The sequence below is a fragment of the Streptomyces sp. NRRL S-31 genome (assembly GCF_000718775.1).
In the GTDB taxonomy this organism is placed as follows: domain Bacteria; phylum Actinomycetota; class Actinomycetes; order Streptomycetales; family Streptomycetaceae; genus Streptomyces.
In genome coordinates this window covers 13,619-37,017 of the sequence record NZ_JOCB01000031.1, presented here as the reverse complement: position 1 = coordinate 37,017, position 23,399 = coordinate 13,619, and the positions used below count along the sequence as shown (strand labels likewise).

21 protein-coding genes and 1 pseudogene are annotated in these 23,399 nt (G+C 70.5%); 5 read left to right on the top strand and 17 right to left on the bottom strand.

Annotated features, from left to right (window positions below; translation table 11 throughout):
- The first annotated feature begins 1 nt into the window (after position 1).
- A complete protein-coding gene (locus tag IF37_RS42010; protein WP_367647070.1) occupies positions 2-205 on the top strand; it encodes a DUF397 domain-containing protein in 204 nt (67 codons plus the stop codon).
- Here IF37_RS42010 and IF37_RS0114725 read toward each other — a convergent pair.
- The 5 genes from IF37_RS0114725 to mnmA all read right to left on the bottom strand — a co-directional run bounded on the left by IF37_RS0114725 (position 174) and on the right by mnmA (position 7,424).
- Positions 174-1,376: a restriction endonuclease subunit S gene (locus IF37_RS0114725; RefSeq protein WP_030741907.1), complete on the bottom strand. Its 1,203-nt coding sequence runs from the start codon at positions 1,374-1,376 to the stop codon at positions 174-176. The genes IF37_RS42010 and IF37_RS0114725 overlap by 32 nt on opposite strands.
- Positions 1,366-3,966 (bottom strand): class I SAM-dependent DNA methyltransferase, encoded by a 2,601-nt coding sequence (locus tag IF37_RS0114720; RefSeq protein ID WP_030741906.1) that lies wholly within the window; start codon positions 3,964-3,966, stop codon positions 1,366-1,368. The genes IF37_RS0114725 and IF37_RS0114720 overlap by 11 nt, the downstream gene beginning before the upstream one ends.
- Before the next feature lie 121 nt (positions 3,967-4,087).
- Positions 4,088-4,855 (bottom strand): RloB family protein, encoded by a 768-nt coding sequence (locus tag IF37_RS0114715; protein WP_079165736.1) that lies wholly within the window; start codon positions 4,853-4,855, stop codon positions 4,088-4,090.
- A gap of 22 nt (positions 4,856-4,877) precedes the next feature.
- Positions 4,878-6,173, bottom strand: a complete 1,296-nt coding sequence (locus IF37_RS0114710; protein ID WP_030741902.1) for an ATP/GTP-binding protein — start codon at positions 6,171-6,173, stop codon at positions 4,878-4,880.
- Between the two features lie 120 nt (positions 6,174-6,293).
- Positions 6,294-7,424, bottom strand: coding sequence for a tRNA 2-thiouridine(34) synthase MnmA (gene mnmA, locus IF37_RS0114705; protein ID WP_030741899.1), 1,131 nt, complete (start codon positions 7,422-7,424; stop codon positions 6,294-6,296).
- Positions 7,425-7,484: 60 nt separating this feature from the next.
- Between mnmA and IF37_RS0114700 the strand changes: the two genes are divergently transcribed.
- Complete coding sequence (locus IF37_RS0114700) at positions 7,485-8,222, top strand: N-acetylmuramoyl-L-alanine amidase (RefSeq protein WP_030741896.1); 738 nt, start codon at positions 7,485-7,487, stop codon at positions 8,220-8,222.
- On the opposite strand, the gene IF37_RS0114695 is transcribed toward IF37_RS0114700, so the two are convergent.
- The 3 genes from IF37_RS0114695 to IF37_RS44875 form a co-directional block, all read right to left on the bottom strand.
- Entirely contained in the window at positions 8,219-9,388 is a 1,170-nt protein-coding gene (locus tag IF37_RS0114695) for a cysteine desulfurase family protein (RefSeq protein ID WP_030741894.1), read from the bottom strand. The genes IF37_RS0114700 and IF37_RS0114695 overlap by 4 nt on opposite strands.
- Positions 9,389-9,498: 110 nt before the next feature.
- Positions 9,499-9,777, bottom strand: coding sequence for a hypothetical protein (locus IF37_RS0114690; protein WP_030741892.1), 279 nt, complete (start codon positions 9,775-9,777; stop codon positions 9,499-9,501).
- 31 nt (positions 9,778-9,808) lie between these two features.
- On the bottom strand, positions 9,809-9,973 hold the full coding sequence (locus IF37_RS44875) for a hypothetical protein (RefSeq protein WP_030741890.1): 165 nt from the start codon (positions 9,971-9,973) through the stop codon (positions 9,809-9,811).
- Positions 9,974-10,153: 180 nt separating this feature from the next.
- Here IF37_RS44875 and IF37_RS0114680 point away from each other — a divergent pair, with 180 nt between their 5' ends.
- Positions 10,154-10,780 carry a TetR family transcriptional regulator gene (locus tag IF37_RS0114680; protein ID WP_030741887.1) on the top strand — a complete coding sequence of 209 codons (627 nt, stop codon included), beginning with the start codon at positions 10,154-10,156 and terminating at the stop codon, positions 10,778-10,780.
- 34 nt (positions 10,781-10,814) lie between these two features.
- Here the strand turns inward: IF37_RS0114680 and IF37_RS39370 are convergent.
- Positions 10,815-11,793 (bottom strand): annotated as a pseudogene (locus IF37_RS39370) (helix-turn-helix transcriptional regulator).
- A gap of 104 nt (positions 11,794-11,897) precedes the next feature.
- Here IF37_RS39370 and IF37_RS0114670 point away from each other — a divergent pair.
- Positions 11,898-12,497 (top strand): TIGR03086 family metal-binding protein, encoded by a 600-nt coding sequence (locus IF37_RS0114670; RefSeq protein ID WP_030741885.1) that lies wholly within the window; start codon positions 11,898-11,900, stop codon positions 12,495-12,497.
- Here the strand turns inward: IF37_RS0114670 and IF37_RS0114665 are convergent.
- Positions 12,484-13,344 (bottom strand): thioesterase family protein, encoded by an 861-nt coding sequence (locus IF37_RS0114665; protein WP_030741883.1) that lies wholly within the window; start codon positions 13,342-13,344, stop codon positions 12,484-12,486. The two genes, IF37_RS0114670 and IF37_RS0114665, sit on opposite strands and share 14 nt — an antisense overlap.
- Positions 13,345-13,498: 154 nt before the next feature.
- Here IF37_RS0114665 and IF37_RS0114660 point away from each other — a divergent pair, with 154 nt between their 5' ends.
- On the top strand, positions 13,499-14,746 hold the full coding sequence (locus IF37_RS0114660) for an esterase family protein (RefSeq protein ID WP_030741880.1): 1,248 nt from the start codon (positions 13,499-13,501) through the stop codon (positions 14,744-14,746).
- On the opposite strand, the gene IF37_RS0114655 is transcribed toward IF37_RS0114660, so the two are convergent.
- The 7 genes from IF37_RS0114655 to IF37_RS0114625 form a co-directional block, all read right to left on the bottom strand.
- The gene (locus IF37_RS0114655) at positions 14,655-15,314 is read right to left on the bottom strand and encodes a trimeric intracellular cation channel family protein (RefSeq protein WP_030741878.1); all 660 of its coding nucleotides are present in this window, start codon (positions 15,312-15,314) and stop codon (positions 14,655-14,657) included. The two genes, IF37_RS0114660 and IF37_RS0114655, sit on opposite strands and share 92 nt — an antisense overlap.
- Positions 15,315-15,508: 194 nt before the next feature.
- Positions 15,509-17,278, bottom strand: a complete 1,770-nt coding sequence (locus tag IF37_RS39365) for an ABC transporter ATP-binding protein (RefSeq protein WP_079165735.1) — start codon at positions 17,276-17,278, stop codon at positions 15,509-15,511.
- Positions 17,275-18,369, bottom strand: coding sequence for an ABC transporter ATP-binding protein (locus IF37_RS0114645; protein ID WP_030741874.1), 1,095 nt, complete (start codon positions 18,367-18,369; stop codon positions 17,275-17,277). Before IF37_RS0114645 ends, IF37_RS39365 begins: the two co-directional genes overlap by 4 nt.
- Entirely contained in the window at positions 18,366-19,373 is a 1,008-nt protein-coding gene (locus IF37_RS0114640) for an ABC transporter permease (RefSeq protein WP_030741871.1), read from the bottom strand. Before IF37_RS0114640 ends, IF37_RS0114645 begins: the two co-directional genes overlap by 4 nt.
- A 72-nt stretch (positions 19,374-19,445) precedes the next feature.
- Entirely contained in the window at positions 19,446-21,215 is a 1,770-nt protein-coding gene (locus tag IF37_RS0114635) for an ABC transporter substrate-binding protein (RefSeq protein ID WP_030741869.1), read from the bottom strand.
- A gap of 37 nt (positions 21,216-21,252) precedes the next feature.
- Positions 21,253-22,251 carry an ABC transporter permease gene (locus IF37_RS0114630; RefSeq protein ID WP_030741866.1) on the bottom strand — a complete coding sequence of 333 codons (999 nt, stop codon included), beginning with the start codon at positions 22,249-22,251 and terminating at the stop codon, positions 21,253-21,255.
- Positions 22,252-22,601: 350 nt separating this feature from the next.
- On the bottom strand, positions 22,602-23,387 hold the full coding sequence (locus IF37_RS0114625) for an enhanced serine sensitivity protein SseB C-terminal domain-containing protein (protein ID WP_106981786.1): 786 nt from the start codon (positions 23,385-23,387) through the stop codon (positions 22,602-22,604).
- Positions 23,388-23,399 lie beyond the last annotated feature (12 nt).

Here is a 23,399-nt window from a genome sequence, read left to right as displayed (position 1 = left end):
GGTGCCCGTCGTGTCCGCCCTGAAGTGGATCAAGTCCTCCTACTCCGAGGCCAGTGGCAACAACTGCGTTGAGGTCGCCTGGACGCAGACAGGAGTCGCCCTGCGGGACAGCAAACGCCCGGCGGATGTGATCGTCATCGGCCGGGCGTCGCTTGGTGCGCTGATAGGAAGCCTCAGGTCCGGTTCACTCGGGACCGACCGCTGAGGAGGTCCTCGATCACGCCCTGCTGGATCGTGCGGAGCTTGGCGATCTGCCGCTGAACACCCTGACTGCGCTTCCGGCTCGCAGAAACCGCAGCGACCGCCTTCCGCTGCACGTCCTTCGGAACGTCCGGGACCATCAACTGCCGCACCGCGCTCTGGCCGATGTTCTTCATGCTGGCACTCGTACCGGTGGCTCGCGAGCGCACCTGACTGCGTACTGACGGGCTGAGCAGCGCGAGTTCGATGAACTCCGCATCGGCCACGCTCGTGTCGGGCACGAGTCGCAACGTCTTGTCGCTCAACATCAGGCGTTCGGCGCGTTCCCGAACCACGCAGGCAAGTCCGACGAGTTCCTCAGTGTTGGCACGCGTCATGAGAAGGTCTCCGGTGGAAACCGCGTACCGTGCGTTAATGAACTCCGCCTCGCGAATGACCTTGTTCTCAGTAGCCTTGAACCATCCCGGTTGCACGGCGCTCACCTTCAGGACGCCCCACTCGCCATCGCCCGCAGGTGTGTCCTCAGCCATGGGACTCTTGCCCGCCTCGATGGAACTCAGCCATCGACCAAGCTCAATACGTCCTCCAGCCTCGGCCATCGTCCCAGCCACAACGGCGTCCTCGACGGTCCTAAGCTTGGCCAGCTCCCGCTCCAACGCCCCGATCCGCCGCTCGAACGCCTCGTTCGCGGCGACGATGTCGCGTTGTTCGGGCAGCGGCGGCAAGGGAATCCGCAGGTTCTCGACCAGCGAGGCACTGATCTTGACCATGCTCTCACTCGTGCCGCGAGCCCCCGCCTGAATCTCCCTCCGAACATCCGAAGACCGGAGCACGATCTCCAAGTACCTGGGAAGGCAGCGATCGGCCTGCGGTCGCAGCCTCATCATGAGATCCGGGTAGATGCAGGCCGTCCCAATGTCCGTGAAGCGGCCTACGAGACCGACCAGTTCACGTGTATTGGCCCGGCTCATCAGCAAGTCGCCGTTGACCAGCGTGAACCGCCGCGCCGTTGCGCTGTCTGGCACATTCTTCAGCTGGCTCGGCGCAAACCCCCTCGGTGTCAGACACCCGAGCCCGAGCGCCTTCAACCCAGTCCACTCCGGAACGTCCTTGGGCGAGTAGCCGTTCTTCGGCGGCGACTCCAGCACGCTGCCCAGTCGAACCTCAACGCTCATAACCCAGCACCCTCAACCACTCCCCAAGCCCCTTCGCCGCGTCATCGCTGGCGTTCTCCAGGTCCGTCAGCGACACCTCGTACTTCTCGGCCCAGCGTCGGAAGGAAGCGACGATCTCGCGGCGGCCCGCCGCCAACGCCGCGTTCAGGCGGTCGGACAGGTCACGGCGGAGGACGGCGAGGACGACGCCCTCCGGGCCGCCCGGTTCGGACAGTTTCCGCTCGGCCGCCTTTTTCAGCTCCGGCAGGAAGCTGTCGTCCAGCTCCTTGCGCTTCTTGCGCGCCGCCGTCAGGGACCTCTTGGCCGCTGTCAACGCCTTGTCCAGGGCGGCGAGCTCCTCCGGGGCGACCGGCTCCGCCGGTTCACCGGACGCGGACTCGGACTCGTCGTCCACGTCCGTACCCGCATCCGTCACCGCCGCCCTCGCCTCAGCCGCCGTCTTCGCCGCGGCCTCCGCCTCCGCGACGGCCTTGTCGGCCGCCTTGACCAGCTCCAGGAACTCCGGGATCAGCTCCCGTACGACCGGCTGGTCGAGGGCCCTGCGTCGCTCCGCCGGGGAGACCGACGTGCGCTTCGCGTCATCCGCGCCGCCACCCGGCACCGCCGGGTCGACGATCGCCTCGACGGAGTCGACCCAGCCTTCCAGGACCCGCTCGAAGCCGCCCGCCGCGAGGGCCTTCATGTCGTAGCGGTTCTCCGTCCACCAGGCGGCGATGATGCCGGCGGTCGTGAACTCGTCGAGAACCCCGGCTCCGCCGACCGCAGCCGTGAACCCGTCGAGAAGCCCGCCGCGCAGGTCCATCAGCTTCCGGTCCGCCGCAAGCTGGGCGAAGAGACCGGAGCTCTTCATCCACCACTCGTCGAACGTCTCTCGCAGCTCAGCCTCCCGCGCGTACGTCAGTCGCGGAATACGGGCGGCCGTGGCCTCCGCGCCCTCCGGCAGGAAGTCGTAGTACTCGCCTGAACCCTCCCGGCGCGCGAACAGCGAACCGGCGTCGACCCCGTACGCCTTGAACAGCCCCTCCTTGGCCGCGACCTCGGCGACCGGCACGCCCCCGTACAAGTGCGCCCGCACGTCCTGCGGCTCCGCGGGCGGCGAGTTGTCCACCCAGCGGCGGATGTTGAAGTTCGCCTCGGGGACGCCCTTCGCGTCGGGGGCGAGGAGTTCGTCGCGGTGGACCTCGCGCGAGTAGCCGTCGATGAGGCGCCATTCGCGGAAGACCGTCACGATCTTCTCGACGTGTTCGGGGCCGAGTTCGTTCTGGTTCCGGCCGGGAGTGAAGTCCCGGTCAGCGTTGATGAAGAGGACCTTCTCCCGGCGCTTCGGGGCGGTCTTCCCGTGCGGGGGCCGCAGGATCAGGATGCAGGCCGGGACGCCCGCGCCGTAGAACAGGTTCGGGCCGAGGCCGATGACGGCCTCCACGCAGTCCGCGCGGAGCATCCCGATGCGGATCTCGCGTTCCTTGCCGCCCCGGAAGAGCACCCCGTACGGCATGACGACGGCCGCTCGCCCGCCGTCCTCCTCCAGGACGGACACCATGTGCTGGACGAACATCAGGTCGGCCTTCTTGCCGCTCCCGGGCGTCCAGCCCCAGTGCATCCGCTTGCCGTGGTCCTCGTCGGCCTTGGCGACGGCGTCCTCGTCGTACGGGAGGGAGAACGGAGGGTTGGACAGGATCGCCGAGAACTTGCGCAGCCGCCCGTTCTCGTCGAGGTGGAGCGGCTCGGCGAGGGTGTCGCCGTGCTGGAGGTCGAAGGTGTGGATGCCGTGCAGGACCATGTTCATACTGGCCATGGACCAGGACGGGCCGTTCTTGTCCTGCCCGTTGACCGACAGTTCCTCAGGGTCGCCGCCGTGTTCCTCGACGTGCTCGCGGGCCGCGATCAACATGCCGCCGGAGCCCGCGCACGGGTCGTACACCGACTCCCCGGCCTGTGGATCGACCAGGCGCACCATCATCCGCACCACCGAACGCGGCGTGTAGAACTCGCCGCCGCGCTGGCCGGCCGAGTCCGCGAACCGGCCGAGGAGATATTCGTACGCCGCGCCCAGCATGTCGGGGAACTCGAAGTCCTCGTTGCGCAGCCGGTAGAGGCTGAAGTGCCGGACCAGCGAACGGAGCTCGGGGTCGGTGAAGCGCGGCTTGGTGCCAACCACCTCGTTGAAGCTGATGTGTGAGGCGATGCCCGCGAGCAGGTCGTTGCCCTCCTGAAGCGCCACCAAGGCCTCGTCGAGGCCCTGGCCGACGTTCTCGGTCAGGGCCATGATGCCGGGCGCCGGGGTCTGCGGCCTCTCCGGGTCGTGGTGTGGTCCACGCCACCAGCGGGCCCGCGGCGGCACGTAGAAGACGCGGGGGTAGGCGGCCGGGTTGTTCGCCTTGGCCAAGGCCCTCGCCTCGTCACCGCCGGTCTGCGCGAGCCGCTCCTCGTACACCCGCTTCCACTCCGGCTCGAACTCGTCCGAGGCCCGCTTCAAAAAAAGCATCCCGAAGATGAAGTCGCGGTACTCGGAGGCGTCCATCCGGCCGCGCAGGATGTCGGCGGCCGAGAAGAGATGGCGTTCGAGCTCGGGCAGGGTGATTCTGGCCACGCGCGGATCCTTCGTACGGAAAGTGGAGGTGCTACGGAAGGTTAGACGGCCCGCCGGTGCGGGAGCCAACCCGCGCGGAACCCGGACATCGCCGCTGCACGGCGAGGGGCGCGGCCGTCGCTCAGACCTTGACGATGCCCAGGCTGACCAGGAGCCGCCACACGTCCGTGGACGGGTCGCGGCTCAGGACCTCGCAGTTCTTGGCGTGCCCCGAGCGGGCGGCCCGTTCCTTCGCCGAGCGACCGTACTTCGGAGCCTCGAAGGTGGCATTGGCGGGCTTGCACGAACCGTGCTCGCACTGACCGACCAGGGCTCGCGCGTGCTGCACCGCCGCCTCCTCCTTGCCCTTCAGCGCCTTGGTACGGGCATCACCCAGACTCTTGTCGGGCTTGTCGAACCGCTTGTAGGCAGGGTCGGCCTTGCGCAGCTTCTCCAGGACGTGCGTGTTCTTCGCCGCGCCCTGGGCGCCGCCGAACGGCTGGAAGTGCAGCAGCAGCCACAGTTCGAAGGAGGGGTGGGAGAAGCAGACCTCGGTGTCCGAGGCCGCTGCGGCCTCGAAGGCCTCCGGGATGTCGTGGTGGCTGTCCCGGTCGAAGAGCACCCAGGTCTCGTCCTCCCCCTGAGCGGCCTCGACCACCGCCTTGACGGCACGGGACGGGATCAGGCCGTCGGCCTTGCGGACCGGCTTGATGGTGAAGGCCGGCCGGCCGGTCTCGCTGTCCCCGCTCCCGTACTCCTTGTTGAGGTAGCGCAGGTAGTCGTACTCGGTCGCCTCGCCTTCGCATCCCACGTACAGCACCCGCTCGCGACGTGAGTACTGCGACGGAGGCGCCTGCGGCGGCATCACCGTGCTCGCCGCGTCCTTCTTCGACCTGCGCCTGCTGCTCATGCTCCGTGCCCACCCCGCTCGCTCACGCCGTCGCTGCCGCCTTCTCCTCGAACCACGACACCTCACGGGCGATCTCGCCCGGGGTCACCCGGGGCACCCCCCCGTACCGGCCCCGCAGATAGCCCCGCTCCAGGTCCTCGCCGGCCTCCGGGTGTGCGGCGACCAGCGGATACAGCTCGGTCGCGCCGGACTTCGTCTTCGCGGTGAGCCATACCTGGTCGCGGCCGAGCGGACGGTCCAGCACGGCGTTGCCGAGCAGCGTGGCGTCATGGGTGGTGAAGATCAGCTGGGCACCCTTGGCATTGGCCTTACGGTCCTGGAAGAGGCGGACGACCTCGGCGGCCAGCGTGGGATGGAGACTGGAGTCGAGCTCGTCGACCAGCAGCGTCGTCCCGTTGTCGAGGACGGTGAGCATCGGGCCGAGGAAGGCGAACCACGCGTGTGTGCCGAAGCTTTCCTCGGTGAGGAAGTCGAGGGCCACGGCTTCCGTCCCCTCCGTCCGGTGCCGAAGGGAGACCGCACCGGTGTCCGGATCGAGATCGAAGCCGGTGACGCCCAGGTCGGCGGCGGCCAGGAGCTGGACGAGCCGTTCGCGATAGCCGGTGTCGTCGTGGAGCTCGGTGAGGCGGCGCTTGGTCCAGTCGGCACGGTGTGTGATGTCCTCACCCGGGGTCATCAGCCACAGGTTGTTCAGGAACCAGCGGTGCAGGGCGGACAGCTGAGGGTCGTTGAGGGTGGCCGCCGTGGAGAGGAAGAGGGCGTTCGGCCGGGTGAGTGCGACCAGGTCGTCGCGGCGGCCGGTGAAGGCCGGGCTCTCGAAGAGGTACTCGTCGCCGTCCTCCGCCGGGCGGTCCGCCTCCCTGTCGAACCACACCTCCCGGACGCCGCCCGGGTAAGCGTGCAGCCATTCGGCCTCCACCCGGTCGTCGGAGAGCTCGAAGCCGTAGGTGTAGCGGACGGGAGTGCGGGCGCCGAGGACCAGGTCGACCTCGAAGAGGGTGGTCTCCTCGGCGCTGGCCGCGTCCAGCTTGAAGGGCTGCCGGTGAGGTACCCCGGGATACTTGGCCCAGTCCGCGAAGGAGGTACGTACCGCCTCCCGCATGGCATGGAACGCGCTGAGCATGTTGCTCTTGCCGGAAGCGTTGGCACCGAAGATCCCGGCCACGGGCAGCACCGGCACGGGCCCGCCATCGCCCTGGGCGATCCCGCTGTCCCGCGCGATGCTGTCGGCACTGTCCACACTGCCCGCAGCAACAAGTGTCAGCTCGGCCTCGTCCCGGATCGAGCGGTGATTCGCCACTCGAAAGCGCAGAAGCACCGTCCACCTCCCGAAGGGGCGGGGAAGTCCCGCCGCCGGCTCACACTGCGCGGACCTTCCGCGACGGCCAGCCTATGCCGGGCTGGGCGGACCGTGCCAGCTCCTGCGAGCCCTCGATGATCAGGCTGTGGCAGCTTCCCGGCGAGCCGTGGCCGCGATCGTCGCCGAGCCCACCACGCGCGTGCCGTCGTAGAGCACGATCGCCTGGCCGGGGGCGACCCCGCGGACCGGCTCGGTGAAGGTGACCCGCAGTTCGCCGTCGACCGGTTCGGCCCTCACCTCGGTCTCGCCGCCGTGGGCGCGCAGCTGGGCGGTGTAGGTGCCGGGTCCGGTGGGGGCGGCGCCGCACCAGCGGGGCTTGATCGCGGTGAGCGCGGTGACGTCCAGGGCGGCGGCCGGGCCGACCGTGACCGTGTTGGTGACCGGCGAGATGTCCAGCACGTAGCGGGGCTTGCCGTCCGGGGCCGGGGTGCCGATCCGCAGCCCCTTGCGCTGGCCGATGGTGAAGCCGTACGCGCCGTCGTGCGTGCCCAGCTTCGCGCCGGACTCGTCCACGATGTCGCCCTCGGCCTTGCCGAGCCGCCGGGCGAGGAAGCCCTGGGTGTCGCCGTCGGCGATGAAGCAGATGTCGTGCGAGTCGGGCTTCCTGGCCACCGCCAGGCCCCGGCGCTCGGCCTCCGCGCGGATCTCGTCCTTGGTGGTGACCGTGTCGCCGAGCGGGAACAGCGCGTGCGCGAGCTGCCGGTCGTCCAACACACCGAGCACGTACGACTGGTCCTTGGCCATGTCGGAGGCGCGGTGCAGCTCGCGGGAGCCGTCCTCGTTCACGATCACCTTGGCGTAGTGGCCGGTGCAGACGGCGTCGAAACCGAGGGCCAGCGCCTTGTCGAGCAGCGCGGCGAACTTGATCTTCTCGTTGCAGCGCAGGCACGGGTTCGGGGTGCGGCCGGCCTCGTACTCGGCGACGAAGTCCTCGACGACGTCCTCGCGGAAGCGGTCGGCGAGGTCCCAGACGTAGAACGGGATGCCGATGACGTCGGCCGCGCGGCGGGCGTCGCGCGAGTCCTCGATGGTGCAACAGCCCCGCGCGCCGGTGCGGAAGGACTGCGGGTTCGCGGAGAGCGCGAGGTGGACGCCGGTGACGTCATGACCTGCTTCCGCGGCGCGCGCGGCGGCGACGGCGGAGTCGACCCCGCCGGACATGGCGGCGAGGACGCGGAGGGGGCGGGTGCGCTGCGGGGTGTCAGTCATAGCCCTTCCAGGGTACGGGGGCGCGGGAACCAGGTCCGCCGGATATGCGTTGTGCTTCACATGGGGGCGACGGCAGGGGCGGGCACGGGTGCGCCGGCGGGCGACGGGGACCGGCGGCCGGGGCGGCGGGCCCTGCTGATCGGCGGCGCCGTGGCGGCCGCGGGCACGGCGGTGCTGGCCCGTCAGGAGCTGTCCCGGCTGTGGTGGCGGCTGCCCGGGGTGGGCAGGCCGCGGGTGGCGGGCGCGGTGGACTTCCGGGGCGCGCGCTGGGTCGGGGCCTCGGCGGCGAACTTCCGGCGGGCGGACCGGCCGGCCGACTACCGGGTGGACCGGGTCGTCGTCCACGTCACCCAGGGCGGGTACGCGTCGGCGGTGCGGGCGTTCCAGGACCCGGAGCACGGCGCCGCCGCGCACTACGTCGTGCGCCGGGACGGCCGGGTGACCCAGCTGGTCCGCGAGCTGGACGTGGCCTTCCACGCGGGCAACCGGCAGTACAACGAACGCAGTGTCGGCATCGAGCACGAGGGCTTCGTGGAGGACGCCTCGTCCTTCACGGACGCCCTGTACGCGGCCTCGGCCCGGCTGACGGCGGCGGTCTGCGGACGCTACGGCATCCCCGTGGACCGGGAGCACCTCATCGGGCACGTGGAGGTGCCGGGAACGGACCACACGGACCCGGGGCGCTTCTGGGACTGGGAGCGGTACCTGCGCCTGATCCGCACCGAGCGGGACCGGGCCGAGCGGGACCGGGCCGGTCCGGACGGAACCCCTGACGCGACCCCGTCCGGGAACCCCTAGGTGAGTCCGGCCGCCCGCGCCCGTTCCACCGCGGGGCCGATCGCCTTCGCTACGGCCGCCACGTCGGCCTCGGTGGAGGTGTGGCCGAGGGAGAAGCGCAGGGTGCCGCGGGCCAGGTCCGGGGCGGTGCCGGTGGCGAGGAGGACGTGGCTGGGCTGGGCGACGCCGGCGGTGCAGGCGGAGCCGGTGGAGCACTCGATGCCCTGGGCGTCCAGCAGGAGCAGCAGGGAGTCGCCCTCGCAGCCGGGGAAGGTGAAGTGGGCGTTGGCCGGCAGCCGCCCCCCGGGGGCCGGGTCGCCGCCGAGGATCGCGTCGGGCACGGCCGTGCGGACGGCGTCGACCAGCTGGTCGCGCAGGGCGCCGATCTCGCGCGCGAACCACTCGCGCCGCGCGGCGGCGAGCCGGCCCGCGACGGCGAAGGAGGCGATGGCCGGCACGTCGAGCGTGCCGGAGCGGACGTGCCGCTCCTGGCCGCCGCCGTGCAGCACCGGTACGGGCGTGTGCTCACGGCCGAGGACGAGGGCGCCGATGCCGTACGGGCCGCCGACCTTGTGGCCGGACACCGTCATCGCGGCCAGGCCCGAGGTCTCGAAGCCGACCGGGACCTGACCGAACGCCTGGACCGCGTCGGCGTGCAGCGGGACGCCGAACTCGGCCGCGACGTCCGCCAGTTCACGGACCGGCATGACCGTGCCGATCTCGTTGTTGGCCCACATCACGGTGGCCACGGCGACGTCGTCGGGGTTGCGGGCGATGGCCTCGCGCAGTGCCTCGGGGTGGACACGGCCGTGGGAGTCGACGGGGAGGTACTCGACGGTGGCGCCCTCGTGCTCGCCGAGCCAGTGCACGGCGTCGAGGACGGCGTGGTGCTCGACGGGGCTGGCCAGGACGCGGGTGCGGCCCGGGTCGGCGGCGCGGCGGGACCAGTACAGGCCCTTGACGGCCAGGTTGTCGGCCTCGGTGCCGCCCGAGGTGAAGACGACCTCGCTGGGGCGGGCGCCGAGTGCTTCCGCGAGGGTCTCGCGGGATTCCTCGACCGTACGGCGGGCCTGCCGGCCGGACGCGTGGAGGGAGGATGCGTTGCCCGTGATGCTCAGCTGGGCGGTCAGTGCCTCTGCCGCCTCCGGGAGCATCGGGGTCGTCGCGGCGTGGTCGAGGTATGCCATGGTGCCGCCGATTCTACGGCGCCGGGCCCCCGCGGTCGGCTCCGGCCGCGTGTCTGGCCGGTCCGCGCGGGTGCGTGGCCGTGGCCGGGCGGCGGACCGCCCGCCGCCGGTCACAGGCTCCAGGACACCGTGCCCGTGATCTCCATCGCGGCCACCAGGACCACCAGGTCGGCGACGCCCAGGCCCAGGCCCAGGTAGGCGCGGCCCGGACGGCCGGTCCCGCGCCAGAGGGCGGCCAGGGCCAGGACGATGGCGATCGGGCCGAGGAAGACGTTGAGCACGAGCAGGCCGAGGAGGCCGAGGATGAAGGACGCGACGGCCATGCCGTCGGCGTCGCGCGGAAGCGAACCGGTGTCGGTGCGGCCGGTGGCCGGTGCGGTGAGACGCATGGTGCTCAGCTCCTGAGGTCGTGGGCGACGGTCAATTGGCCGGATTCCGGCGGCGGCCGTGGCGCTCGCGGAGCGCGAAGACGCCGAGCCAGACGGCGATGACGGCGGCCAGGGCGCCGGTGACGGCGAGCGGCGCGTGGGCCACGGTGCCCAGGACGACACCGAGCAGCATGAGTGCGGCGACGAGGAACAGCATGGGATCGGATCCCCCTCCGAGATGCCTCGTGTCCGGTCGGGCGTTCGGCCGGACATCCAGCCGGACGTTCAGCCGGTGTGAAGTTCTGGTGAACAGTTGTAGTAACAGTTGTTCACTGACTTTGAGTCTAACGCCTCCCGCGGCTTTCCAATTCCGGAGAACAGTTGTTAACTGGATGACATGAGTCACACCCTCGGTGTCCGGCAGGCCCAGAAGCAGAAGACCCGGCAGGCGTTCCTCGACGCGGCACTCGTCCTGCTGGAGGAGCAGAGCCTGAGCAGCCTGGGCCTGCGCGAGGTCACCCGGGCCGTCGGTGTCGCCCCGACCGCCTTCTACCGGCACTTCCGCTCGACCGCCGACCTCGGTGTGGCCCTGGTCGACGAGGCGCTGGGCAGCCTGCACCCGATGGTGCGGACGACGGTGTCCACGTCGGGCGACAGCGGGGAACGCATCACGCGCGCCGTCGAACTGATCGCCCGTCATGTGGACGCGTACCCCGCACATGTCCGTTTCATCGCCCGGGAGCGACACGGCGGTGTGCAGCCGGTGCGCGAGGCCATACGGGCCCAGCTGGTCAGGTTCGCCGAGGAGGTGAAGGCCGAACTGGCCAAGGACCCCGAGGCCGCGGGCTGGAGCGACGACGACCTGCTGATGCTCGCGCACCTCTACGTGGATCAATTGCTGATCACCGCCTCGCTGTTCCTGGAGGCGCTGGAGGCTCCCGAGAGGGAGCGCGAGCGGGTGACCCGGCTCGCCACCCGCCAGCTGCGGCTCATCACCCTGGGCCGCGGCCACTGGCTGGACTGACGCGACCGCACGGCACCCCCGCCCCGCCCCGGGCTCAGCCGTCGGCCGGGTCCGTCCCCCGGTACACGGCCGCGACGGAGCGGGCCGCCGCCAGCAGTTCCGCGCGCGCCTCGGGCGGGTCCAGCAGCTCGACCCGGTCGGAGAAGGCGAGGAGCTGGCGCACCGCCCGAAGGCTGGGATAGGCCAGACGCGCGGTGACCCACTCGCCCGTGCCGTCGTCCTCGGGCGGCGCCGTCAGCTGGGCGGCGGCCATCCGCTCGAACATGTCGCACAGTTCGCGCCGGACCCGCACGGTCACCCGTACGGCGTCCGCCCGCTCCTCCACCCGTCGGCGCAACACCTCCCAGACGTCGGCGAGTTCCACCCCGGGCCGGCGCCGTACGGGTTCGTCCAGCGGACGGGCCGTGCGCACCCGGTCGGCGCGGAACAGCCGCGGCCGGCCGCGGCTGTCGGCGACCAGGTACCAGACCCCGGCCTTGGCGACGAGGCCGTACGGGTCCACGGTGTGCGTGCGCGGCTCCCGCTCCCCGCTGTGCCGGTACCGCAGCCTCAGGCGCCGGTCGGCGAAGACCGCGTCCCGGAGCACCGCCAGGTCCACGGCCCGCTGCGGGCCGCTCTTCCAGCGGGTGGGCGTCGACCAGGACCCGGCGGCTGGTCACCTCGGCGGCGGGGCGGTGCGGCGCCGGCAGCGCGGCCATCACCTTGCGCAGCGCCGAGCCGAGGGCGGCGTCCAGACCGAGCGCGGCGTGGGCGCCCTGCGCGGCCAGGACGAACAGGGCCCGGGACTCGTCGGCGGTCAGCCCCGTGACATCGGTGCGGAAGCCGGCCAGGAGCGCGATGCCGCCGTGCCGGCCGCGCTCGGCGTAGACCGGGACCCCGGCGGCGGAGAGCGCCTCGACGTCCCGGTAGACGGTGCGCACCGACACCTCAAGCCGCTCGGCGAGTTCGGGGGCCGGGACGCGGCCCCGGGTCTGGAGGAGCAGCAGGATCGACAGCAGCCGGTCGGACTTCACCGCGCCAGCATCCCGCCGCGTGGGGGACCGGAACAATACCTGACGGTCGTTGTCAGGTTTTCCGTTGATCATCCGCCTTGCGACCCGACGAAGAGAGGCCGGTCATGACCACCGATCCCCGCCCCCTGTACGCCCGTGCCACCGCCCAGGCGGCCGCCCTCATCCGGACCGTGCGCCCGGACCAGCTCTCCCTGCCCACCCCGTGCACCGAGTACGACGTGCGCGCGCTGCTGGGCCATGTCGTCGGCGTCACCCGGCGGATCGCCCTGCTCGGCGAGGCCGTCGGGCGGGGCGAGGTGCCGGACGCGCCGTCCACCGCGCCCGGCGCCCCGGACGTGCCCGACGACCGCTGGGCACCCGCCTACGAGGAGGTCAGGGAGCGGGCGCTGAAGGCGTGGGACAGCGACGAGCTGATGGCGTCGACGGTGCGGGTGCCCTGGGGCGAGGTGCCGGGCCGCGCCGCCCTGGCGGGCTACGTCATGGAGATCGTGGCGCACACCTGGGACCTGTCCGAGGCGGTCGGGCATCCGCTGCCGCTCGACCCGGAGCCGGCCGAGTTCGCGCTCGAGGCCGCGCGGGCGGCCCTGCCCGCGGGACCGCGCGAGGGCCGCCCGTTCGACGCGCCGGTGCCGGCCCCCGAAGGAGCCGGCGCCCACGAGCGCCTGGCGGCCTGGCTCGGCCGCGTGCCGCTCAGCCGAGCCTGACCCGGGCCAGCTGCCGGGACTGGGCGACCAGCCGGTCCGTGCTGTCCCACACCTCTGCGTCCTCCTCCAGGAAGCCGCCGGCCAGGTTGCGGGTGGTGATCGCCACCCGCAGCGGGCCGGGAGCCGGGCGGTGGCGGACGTGGACGGTGAGTTCCACGGTCGGCACCCAGCCCTTGAGGCCCATCTCGAAGGCGGTGGGCGGGAGGGCGTCCACGGCGAGGAGCAGCGAGAGCGGGTCGGCGTCGCGGCCGTCGGCGAGGCCGAACCAGGCGCGCATCTCGCCCTTGCCGGAGGGCGAGCCGAGCGCCCAGCCGAGGGTGGCGGGGTCCAGCTTGATCATCAGCCGGTCGGCGATGGCGTTGCTGCCCTCGATCGGGGCGGGCCCGTCCTCGGGGCCGAAGCACTGCCCCAACGGCGGGATCGGCGGCGGGGTGGCCGTCGTGCGGACGTCGTCGGGGAGCGCGCCGAGGTCGCCGTAGGAGGCGAGGACGCGGATGCGCTCCACCTCGTCGCCCTCGTCGTCGTACTGGAAGAGGGATGCCTGGCCGGTGGAGAGGGTCCGGCCGGTGCGGACCGTCTCGCTGCGGATCACGGCCGGTCCGGGCCGGGATGCGGTGAGGTAGTGCGCGGTGATGGAGAAGGGGTCCGGGTGCGGCAGGGTGTCGGCGAGGGCCCGGCCGATGACGGCCAGCAGATAGCCTCCGTTGACGGCGCTGATGATGGTCCAGCCGGCCGAGAGGTCGATGTCGTGGACGCCGGGCTCGCGCCGGGTGACCGCGGTGTCGCGGTCGAACTCGCTGTCGCCGATCGCGGCCCGCGATCCGGGGACGGTAGCTGCATCTGGCATGCGTGAACGGTACAGCAGGAAACTACTAAGCGGTAGCTTTCTTATCTGACCACCGGATGACCCGATCTTCCCTCCGGGTGAGGTTCCGGCAATTTCTCGGTAAGTGTCCCGACACGTCCACAACCCCCGGCCCCCGATCTCCCTCTATGGGGACATGAGCCTCACCGGGACCCCGTTCCTCTACACGACCCTCGTGCTGTCGGTCGTCGCCCTGATACTGCCACTCCTGCTGTGGTCACGGATGCGCGGGCCCAGACCGCTCAGGACCGTGGCCCGCGTCCTGATGCTGCTCTTCGCCCAGGGCACGGCCGTCACCCTGGTCTTCGTACTGGTCAACAACGAGAACAACCTGTACGACAACTGGGCCGACCTGCTCGGCACCGGCGACCACGTCCAGCAGGCCGCCGACCTCGGCCGGGACGGCACCGGCGGCATCGCGGTGCGACGGCTGCCCAGGGTCGCGCAGACCTTCACGGCGGCCGGCGGACCGGGTATGCGCGCGGCCGGCGGGGTCCGCGTCACCCAGCTCAGGGGCCGGGTCTCCGGGGTGAACGCCGAGGTCTACGTCTGGCTGCCGCCGCAGTACGACGACCCGGCCTACCGGCACAAGAGGTTCCCCGTGGTGGAGCTGCTGCCGGGCTACCCCGGGTCCGCGACGGCCTGGTTCGGGGCGCTGCGGGCCCACGAGCAGCTGCTGCCGCTGATGCGCGGCGGCGAGGTGGCGCCGTTCATCCTGGTCGCCCCGCGCACCAACCTGCTGGCCGGCGTGGACACCGGCTGCGCCAACGTCCCCGGCCAGGTCAACGCCGACAGCTGGCTCAGCGTCGACGTGCCGAAGATGGTCATGGACAACTTCCGGGCCCAGCCGGCCCCCCGCGGCTGGGCGGTGGCCGGCTACTCGGCGGGCGCGCACTGCGCGGTCAAGCTGGCCGTGGCCCACCCCGACCGGTACCGGGCCGCGGTGAGCATGTCCGGCTACAACGACCCCATCGGCGAACGCGACTCCCTGGCCGCGCAGACCCCCGCCCTGCGCGCCGCGAACAACCCCTACCTGCTGCTGCGGGAGGCGGCCGAGGCGCCCCCGGTCGCGCTGTACCTCTCCGGCGAGTCCGGCGACGGCTACCAGGCGGGCATGGCCCTGGAGTCCGCCGCCAAGGCGCCCACCACCGTGCGCGTGGTCTTCCTGCCGCGCAGCGCGGGCGGTCACACCATGGCGCTGTGGCGCCCGCAGGTCGACACCGTCTTCCGCTGGCTGACCCTCCAGATGGGCCAGAGCCGCGCCAAGGGACGGGACACGTCCGTCGCCGGGGCTACTCCTCCGTCACCGTCGACCGGCGGTTCCACGCACGAGGCGCTCGCCAGTGGAACCGCATCGCGAGCAGGCGCAGCACGAAGGCCGTGACGACCGCGAGTCCGCTGGTGAACGGGGTCAGGACGTCGTAGCGGATGAACAGCACGACCATCGTGGCGCCGACGATGGCCGGCACCGCGTACAGGTCGCGGTCCCAGCGCAGCAGCGACGGCACCTCGTTGGCCAGCACGTCCCGCAGCACACCGCCGCCCACGGCGGTGGCGAGGCCCAGCGACGCCGACGCGGTCAGCCCGAGGCCGTAGCCGTACGCCTTCGTCGTACCGCTGACGCAGAACAGGCCGAGGCCCGCCGCGTCGAAGACCAGCACCGCCGCCTGGATGCGCTCCACGTGCGGGTGCAGGAAGAAGACGACGAGCGTGGCGAGCAGCGGGGTGACGAAGTAGCCGAGGTCCGTGAAGGCGGACGGGGGCACGGCTCCGATGACCAGGTCCCGGAACAGCCCCCCGCCCAGCGCGGTGACCTCGGCGAGCACGGCGATGCCGAAGACGTCGAAGTTCTTGCGGACGGCCAGCAGGGCGCCGGAGATCGCGAACACGAAGATGCCGATCACATCGAGCGTGTGCTGGACGGAGGGACTGAAGAGTTGCTGGAGCTGCACCCTGACATTCTCACCTGTCGCGGGGCCTGGACCTTACAAAGCCAGGTGGCGAGGCGCCCCGGACACGCCGAACGGGAGAGTGCCGTGAGTCGTCCCCTCCGAGCGCGCCGATCGGCGGCCGGACACGGAGGACTCCGCACTCTCCCGTTCAGGCAGGTACACGACTTCACTCGGTCGTCATGCGCTGCCCCGCGTCACTTCCCGGTCGGCTCCTCGGAGTCCGACGGGGCGGCGGCCTTCGCGGTGGTCGACTTCCCGCTGGACGCCTTGCCGGTGGTCGACTTGGCAGTGGTCGACTTGGCGCCGGGGCCGGTCTTCTCCTCCGAGGTCTCCACCGCCGCGGCGGCCTCGGCGGCCTCGGGAGCGGCGGCCGTGTCGGACGCCTCGGCGGTGGCCTCGGCGGTCGCGGCCTCCGCCGACTCGGTGACTTCCGACGTTTCCTTCGACTCGGTGGCCTCCGCAGCCTCGGTGGCTTCCGACGCCTCCTCCGACTTGGCGGCCTCCGCCGACTCAGTGGCCTGCGACGCCTCCTCCGGCTCGGCGGTCTCCGCCGGTTCGGCGGCCTCGGTGGTCTCCGCCACCTCAGCGTTCTCCGGCGTCTCGGCAGCCTCCGCCGGGGCCGGAGCCTCGGCGGTCCCGGAAGCCTTCGCCTCCGCGGACTCCTCCGCCTTCTCGGGCTCCTCCGCCTCGGCGGACTTCTCCGCCTTCTCGGGCTCCTCCGCCTCGGCGGACTTCTCCGATCCGGCGGACTCCTCCGCCTTCTCGGCAGCCGACGGCTCGGCCGGCTCCGCCGGCTCCGCGGGCTCCTCCGCCGGGCCGTCGGAGACGACCGCGTCCGGGACCAGCTCCGACGCCTCCTTCGCCGCCGACAGCAGGACCGTGTCCTGCGGCGCCTGGTCGGCGAAGTTCTCCGGGTGGTGACAGGCGACCCGCTGCCCCGGCTTCAACTCCACGAGCTGCGGCTCGGTCGTCGCGCAGATCTGCGTCGCCTTCCAGCACCGGGTGTGGAAGTGGCAGCCCGACGGCGGGGCGATCGGCGACGGGACGTCACCGCGGAGCAGGATGCGCTCGCTCTTGGCACCCCGGCGCTTGGTGTCCGGCACCGGCACCGCCGACATCAGCGCCTTGGTGTACGGGTGCATCGGCGCCTCGTACAGCGAGGTGCGGTCGGCCAGTTCGACGATCTTGCCGAGGTACATCACCGCGATGCGGTCCGAGACGTGCCGGACCACCGAGAGGTCGTGGGCGATGATCACGTAGGTCAGGCCCAGTTCCTCCTGGAGGTCGTCCATGAGGTTCACGACCTGCGCCTGGATCGACACGTCCAGCGCGGAGACCGGCTCGTCCGCCACGACCAGCTTCGGCTTCAGGGCGAGCGCGCGGGCGATGCCGATGCGCTGGCGCTGACCGCCGGAGAACTCGTGCGGGTAGCGGTTGTAGTGCTCGGGGCTCAGACCGACCAGCTCCAGCAGCCGCTGGACCTCCTTCTTCACCCCGCCCTCGGGCTCCACGCCCTGGAGCCGGAAGGGCGCCGAGACGATGGAGCCGATGGTGTGCCGGGGGTTCAGGGAGCCGTAAGGGTCCTGGAAGATCATCTGGATGTCGCGGCGCAGCGGGCGCATCTGCGCGGTGCTCAGCCGCGTGATGTCCTTGCCCTCGAAGGTGATCTTCCCGCCGGTCGGGTCCTCGAGCCGGGTGATGACCCGGCCCATGGTCGACTTGCCGCAGCCCGACTCGCCGACCACGCCCAGGGTCTCGCCCTTGCGCACCTCGAAGTCGAGGCCGTCGACGGCCTTCACGGCGCCGACCTGGCGCTGGAGGATGCCCTTCTTGATCGGGAAGTGCTTGGTCAGACCCTCGACCCGGAGCAGCACCTCCCGCTCCGCCGAGCCGTCCTCGGGAGCCGACGCCTGCTTCGGGACCGCGGCCTCGGCGACGGTGTCCGTCTTCTTGGTCTCACTCACAGCTTCGGCGCAATCTCTTCGGTCCAGATCCGCTGGCGGTCCTCGGTCGGGAGGTGGCAGGCGGACCAGTGCCCGGTGCTCACCTGCTCCAGCTCGGGGCGCACCGTGCGGGTGACGTTCCCCTTCGGGATGTCCGCGTACGGGCAGCGCGGGTGGAAGGCGCAGCCCGAGGGGACGTTGATGAGGCTCGGCGGGGAGCCCTTGACCGGGATGAGCCGTTCGGAGGTCTCGCGGTCGATGCGGGGCATCGAACCGAGCAGGCCCCAGGTGTAGGGGTGCTGCGGCTGTTCGAAGACCTCGTCGGCCGGGCCGCGCTCCACGCACCGGCCGCCGTACATCACGAGCACGTCGTCGGCGATCTCGGCGACCACGCCGAGGTCGTGGGTGATCATGATGACCGCGGAACCGAACTCCTTCTGGAGGTCCCGGATCAGGTCCAGGATCTGCGCCTGGACGGTGACGTCCAGGGCGGTGGTGGGCTCGTCCGCGATGAGCAGCTCGGGGTTGTTCACCAGCGCCATGGCGATCATGGCGCGCTGGCGCATACCGCCGGAGAACTCGTGCGGGTAGCCGTCGACGCGCTTGGCGGGCTCGGGGATGCCGACCCGGTCGAGCATCTCGATGGCCCGGGCGCGGGCCACCTTCCTGCTGACGTCGTGGTGCACCCGGTAGGCCTCGACGATCTGGTCGCCGACCTTGTAATAGGGGTGCATGGCGGACAGCGGGTCCTGGAAGATCATCGACATCTCCCGGCCGCGGAGCTTGCGCACCTCGTCCGGGGAGGCGGAGACCAGTTCCTTGCCGGCCAGCCAGATCTCGCCGGACATCCGCACGTTCTTGCCGCGGGTGCCGAGCCGGTGCAGGCCCATGATGGCCTGCGAGGTGACGGACTTGCCGGAGCCGGACTCGCCGACGACGGCGAGGGTCCGGCCCTTCTCCAGCGAGAAGCTGAGCCCGTCGACGGACTTGACCAGGCCGTCGTCGGTCGGGAAGTGCACCTTGAGGTCGCGGACCTCGAGGAAGGCCTCGGGCGCCTTGCCGGTGGAGGCGGGCTCCTCCGTCGCGGCACCGGTCTTGGAGAGTTCGGTCACGAGAGCCTCACCCGCGGGTCGGCGGCGGCGTAGAGCACGTCCACCACAAGATTTGCGATCACTACGAAGAAGGCGGCGAGCAGGGTCACGCCGAGGATCTTGGGCAGGTCGTTGTCGGTGATGCCCTGCACCGCGTACTGGCCGATTCCGGGCAGCGAGAAGACGCTCTCGGTGATCACGGCACCGCCGAGCAGCAGACCGATGTCCATGCCGAAGACGGTGATGATCGGAGTGAGCGCGGCCCGCAGACCGTGCCGGACGACGACGTTGCGCTCGCGCAGGCCCTTGGCGCGGGCCGTGCGGATGAAGTCCTCGTTCATCGTCTCCAGCATGCCCGAGCGGGTGAGCCGGGCGTAGATGGCCGAGTAGAGCAACGCCAGCGAACACCACGCCGGGATCAGGGTGTTGGCCCACTGCGAAGGGTTCTCGGTGAGCGGGACGTAGTCCCGTCCGAAGATCGGCCAGTTGAAGACGAAGAGCAGGATCGCCAGGTTGCCGGTGAAGAACATGGGCAGCGAGACGCCGGCGAGCGCCACGCCCATGAACGTCCGGTCGAAGAGCGAGCGCGGCTTCAGCGCCGAGATGACACCGATCGCCACACCGGACACCAGCCACAGCACGGCGGCGCCCGCGGCCAGCGAGAGGGTGATCGGAAGGCGGGAGGTGAGCTGCGGCCAGACCGCGACGTGGTCCTTGAAGGAGTAGCCGAAGCAGGGAACGTCGCAGTGCACCGTGGTGGGGCCGAGGTTGTAGTCGGCGCCGGCCACGATCCCCTTGATGAAGTGCCAGTACTGGACGTAGACGGGCTGATCCAGACCGAGGTTGTGCTTGACAGCGGCGATGTCCGCCTGCGACGGGCTCTTGCCGATGTACTGCTGCGCCAGCTGGTCCGCTGTCTGGCCGACGAGCCGTGGCAGCAGGAAGAAGATGGCGAAGGTGACCGCGGAGACGACCAGCAGCAGGATCACTGCCGCGAACGTCCGGCGGAGGATGTACGAGATCACGGGGACCGGCGCTGGTGCCCGCGGGCCGCGAAGCCCGCGGGCACCAATGCCTTCACCTGCCTTCCGGGGCTGCTACTTCGACGCGACGCCGATGTTGAGGTAGTCGTACTGACCGCTGAAGGCCGCCGTGGAAACCAGGTTGGTGTAGTTCTGCGGGCGGGCGAGCAGGACCTTGAAGTAGGTCAGCGGGACGAGGACGGCGTCGTCCATGGTCTTCTTGTCGATCTGCGTGTACAGGCTGTTGCGCTCGGTGTCGTCCTGCGTACCGATCGCCTTGCCCAGCAGTGCGTTGACGTCCTTGTTGTCGTACTGCGACAGGTTGGTGTTACCGGACTGGCTGATCGCCTTGCCGTTCAGGATCTGCTGGAGGAAGCCGTAGCCGGAGGGCCAGTCGGCGCCCCACTGCATCATCTCCAGGCCGATGTTCTGCTTCTTGGTGAACTTCGGCACACCCGCGTAGTCGGTGAAGTACTTGCCGGACGGGTACTGCTTGAGGGTGGCGTTGATGCCGACCTTCTTCAGCGACGCGATGATCGCCGTGGCGGCGTCGATCTCCTGCGGACGGTCCGAACGGGCCGAGATGTTGGTGGAGATCGAGGACTTGCCGCAGGCCTTCAGCTGGTCCTTGGCCTTGGCGGCGTCGCCCTTGTTGTCCTTGGTGGCGTAGACGTCGGACTTGGAGTAGCCCGGGATGTCCGGCGGCAGGACGGTGGAGGCGATCTCACCGCGGATCGGGCCGCCCTCGGCGGTCTGCACCGAGAACTTGTCGATGGCGTACTGCACGGCCTTGCGGCACTCGACCTTGTCGAACGGCGCGACGGTGGTGTTGATCGCCAGGTAGACGAGACGGCCGCCGTAGGTGTTGTCCGTGTTGGCCTTCTTCGCGGCGTCGGTGATCACCTGCGCCTGCGTCGAGGCCTGGACACCTGTGCCGGCGAGCTCGATCGCGTTGCCCGCGAGGACGTCCTTGTCGATCGTCTCCGGGTTGACCTTCAGCTTGACGACGATCTTGTCCGGCAGCTGCTTGCGCAGCGGGTCCGTCTTGGCGTCCCAGTTCTCGTTGCGCACGAGGACGGCCTGCTTGCCCTCCTCGTAGCTCTGGAACTTGTACGAGCCGGAGGAGACGATGTGCTTGACGTAGTCGACGCCCGTGTCCTTCGCCTTGGGCACCGGAGCCGTCTGCGGGGCGGCGACCAGGTAGTCGAACTCCTGGAAGGCCTGCTTCAGGTGGAAGACGATGGTGGTGTCGTCCGGCGTCTCGATGGAGGACAGGCCCTTGTCGCTCTTGTCCTTGTACGGGCCCTTGTACTTGTCGCCGCCGGCCATGAACTGCTGGAAGTAGTTCGGGCCGAGGGAGAGCACGTCACGCGCGAAGTTGGAGCGCTCGACGGCGTACTTGACGTCCTTCGAGGTGATCGGCGTGCCGTCCTCGTACTTGACGCCGGTACGCAGCTTGTACGTCCAGGTCTTGCCGCCGTCGCTCGGGACGCCCTTGCTCGCCGCGAGGTCCGGGACGAGGGTGTTGCCCTTCTGGCCCGCGCCGGGCTGGAAGGTCATCAGCGGGCGGGCGTAGAGCCGGCTGAGGTTGTACATGTAGGCGTAGTACGTGTTGCCCGGGTCGAACGAGTCCGGGACGTCGGACAGCTCGTAGGTGAGCGTCCCGCCCTTCTTGTCGGACACGTTGACGACGCCCTTGGTCGCGGCGTTGGCCCCGGCCGACTTGCCGTTCCCGTCCTTGTTGTCATCGGCCTTGCTGCAACCCGCGAGAAGCAGGCTGACGGAGCCGATGGCCGCCATAGCGGCCAGCGCTGACCTTCGCATGATGGGCGCTTTCCCCTCCATTGTTGGAAAAAAATTTTCGGGCTCTCGACAGCAGACGTCAGCGGCTGCGCGGGTCGAGAGCGTCGCGGAGACCGTCGCCGAGCAGGTTGAACGCGAGGACGGTGACGAAGATGGCGAGACCCGGAACGATCATGAACGCCGGGTCGACCTGGTAGTAGTTGACCGCCTCGCGGAGCATTCCGCCCCAGGACGCCTGCGGGGGCTGGATGCCGACGCCGAGGAAGCTCAGGGACGCCTCGAAGAGGATGTTGGTCGGGATGAGCAGCGTCGAGTAGACGATGATCGGGCCGACCAGGTTGGGCATCAGTTCCCGGAACAGGATGTACGGGGCCTTGGCGCCCATGCCGCGGGAGGCCGACACGAACTCGCGCTCGCGCAGGGCGAGGGTCTGGCCTCGGACGATCCGGCCCAGATAGGGCCAGTTGAAGAAGCCGATGACGAAGATCAGCACGCTCAGGTGGAGCGGGAGTCCGTCGAGGCCGAAGGCGCCGCCCTGGAGGGTGGCGGAGATGGAGATGGCGAACAGCAGGAGGGGGAAGGCGAGGAAGGTGTCCATCAGCCGGCTGATGACGGCGTCGACCCGACCGCCGTAGTAACCGGCGACGACGCCCATGATCGCGCCGATGACGTTGGACAGGATGGTCGCCCCGAAGGCCACCACCAGCGACACCCAGGAGCCCTCCAGGATGCGGGTGGCGATGTCCCGGCCGAACTTCGGGTCCACGCCCAGCGGGTGGTCCAGGCTCATGCCGCCCCAACTGCCCTTGGGCAGCGAGGTGTCCGGGGTGATCAGGTCCTGGTGGAAGGCGTTGGGGTCGAGCCCGAAGACGGACTGGATGGGGCGGGAGAGGATCGCGAGGAGGACCAGCAGGAGCACGATGACGCCGCCGGCGACGGCGACCTTGTCCTTCTTGAACCGGGTCCAGGCGATCTGGCCCAGGGAACGACCCTCGATCTGCCCCTTGCCGGCACCCTCCAGCACAGCCTCCGGCTGTGCCTCGGCTGCCGCTCCGGTGGTCTCGATCGGTGCGGTCACGGTGAGCGACCCCTCTCGCCGGTGGTGACCGGCCTGCGCCTGCCGCGGATTGCGGCTTTGTCGACTTGCCATCGATCACGAGGTCTCGACCTCGTGTCTGAGTCGCGAGTCTTCAGCGTCGTCGTGATCAGCCGCCAGGTCTGACGGTGAAAGTATGCGCAACCGTGATGCAGTTCGGAGGATTCCGTTATCCGAACAGTGGGTAACACCCCTCGGACGTGTGCCAGTTGGGACAGAGCGGCGAATCTACGCGGTTCGGGACGTTCAGCCGAAGTCTACGCGCGCAGAAGCCCGCCTCCAGCGGACATCTTGCACTTCGGGTCAGGAGCCGTGCGGAGCGTGCCAGTCGGTCAGTAGCCGCCGTGCACCGGCGGATAGCCGTACCCGCCGGCCGGGGACTGCGGCGGGACGGGGACCTGGAGCCGGGGCTGCGGCGCGGCCGCGTGGGCCTCGCGGTCGTAGAAGGGGCGCGCGTTGGCCCGCATCCACAGCACCACCGGGTCGTAGCCGTCCGTCATCGCGACCGTGGACACCGGCAGTCCCTCCGGGACCGCCCCGATGGACTGCTGCATCATGGCGCGCACCGAATCGACCGCGGCGGGCGAGGTCTCGTACACGTCCAGCCCGATGGCGAGGTACGGCGCCCCGAGCGCGGGCTGCACCCAGGCGCGGCGCAGCGAGCGCAGCGCGGGGGTGCGGTGCGCGTTCTGCGCGAGCAGGGCGTAGAACGGGGAGATCTCGATGGCGGGTTCGGACAGGCGCAGCGGGCCGGCGGGCTGGCGGTCCAGACCGGTGGCGATGCGGCGCAGGTCCAGCCAGGGGACGCCGACACCGCCGCCCGGGGCGTGCGGGTTGAGCCAGAGGCCGTAATGGTCGGGGTAGAGGGTGCGGGCCACGTCCAGGCCGTCGACCACCTCGTAGGACCGGTTCCAGCCGCTGGCCGACAGCTCCTGGGCGGAGGTCACACAGGGGGCGTAGTGGAAGCCGTCGACCTCCATGTCCCCGTACTGGGCGTCCGGGGAGCCGGCCTGGCCGTGCCACAGGAGCATCCAGATCTGGCCGGAAGAAGGGGTGGCGAGGGCGCGCAGCAGAGCCTCGTAGGCGTCGTAGCGTCCGGGCGTGACCTGGCGCAGCATGTGCTCCACGCT

Bases quoted from the DNA above. Each gene is read 5' to 3' on its own strand.
- IF37_RS0114700 (WP_030741896.1), top strand. From the start codon at position 7,485: ATGGGGGCGACGGCAGGGGCGGGCACGGGTGCGCCGGCGGGCGACGGG.
- mnmA (WP_030741899.1), bottom strand. From the start codon at position 7,424: ATGACTGACACCCCGCAGCGCACCCGCCCCCTCCGCGTCCTCGCCGCC.
- IF37_RS0114625 (WP_106981786.1), bottom strand. From the start codon at position 23,387: ATGCTGCGCCAGGTCACGCCCGGACGCTACGACGCCTACGAGGCTCTG.
- IF37_RS0114660 (WP_030741880.1), top strand. From the start codon at position 13,499: ATGAGCCTCACCGGGACCCCGTTCCTCTACACGACCCTCGTGCTGTCG.
- IF37_RS0114695 (WP_030741894.1), bottom strand. From the start codon at position 9,388: ATGGCATACCTCGACCACGCCGCGACGACCCCGATGCTCCCGGAGGCG.
- IF37_RS44875 (WP_030741890.1), bottom strand. From the start codon at position 9,973: ATGCTGTTCCTCGTCGCCGCACTCATGCTGCTCGGTGTCGTCCTGGGC.
- IF37_RS0114635 (WP_030741869.1), bottom strand. From the start codon at position 21,215: ATGGAGGGGAAAGCGCCCATCATGCGAAGGTCAGCGCTGGCCGCTATG.
- IF37_RS0114665 (WP_030741883.1), bottom strand. From the start codon at position 13,344: ATGCCAGATGCAGCTACCGTCCCCGGATCGCGGGCCGCGATCGGCGAC.
- IF37_RS0114725 (WP_030741907.1), bottom strand. From the start codon at position 1,376: ATGAGCGTTGAGGTTCGACTGGGCAGCGTGCTGGAGTCGCCGCCGAAG.
- IF37_RS0114690 (WP_030741892.1), bottom strand. From the start codon at position 9,777: ATGCGTCTCACCGCACCGGCCACCGGCCGCACCGACACCGGTTCGCTT.
- IF37_RS0114670 (WP_030741885.1), top strand. From the start codon at position 11,898: ATGACCACCGATCCCCGCCCCCTGTACGCCCGTGCCACCGCCCAGGCG.
- IF37_RS0114715 (WP_079165736.1), bottom strand. From the start codon at position 4,855: ATGAGCAGCAGGCGCAGGTCGAAGAAGGACGCGGCGAGCACGGTGATG.
- IF37_RS0114680 (WP_030741887.1), top strand. From the start codon at position 10,154: ATGAGTCACACCCTCGGTGTCCGGCAGGCCCAGAAGCAGAAGACCCGG.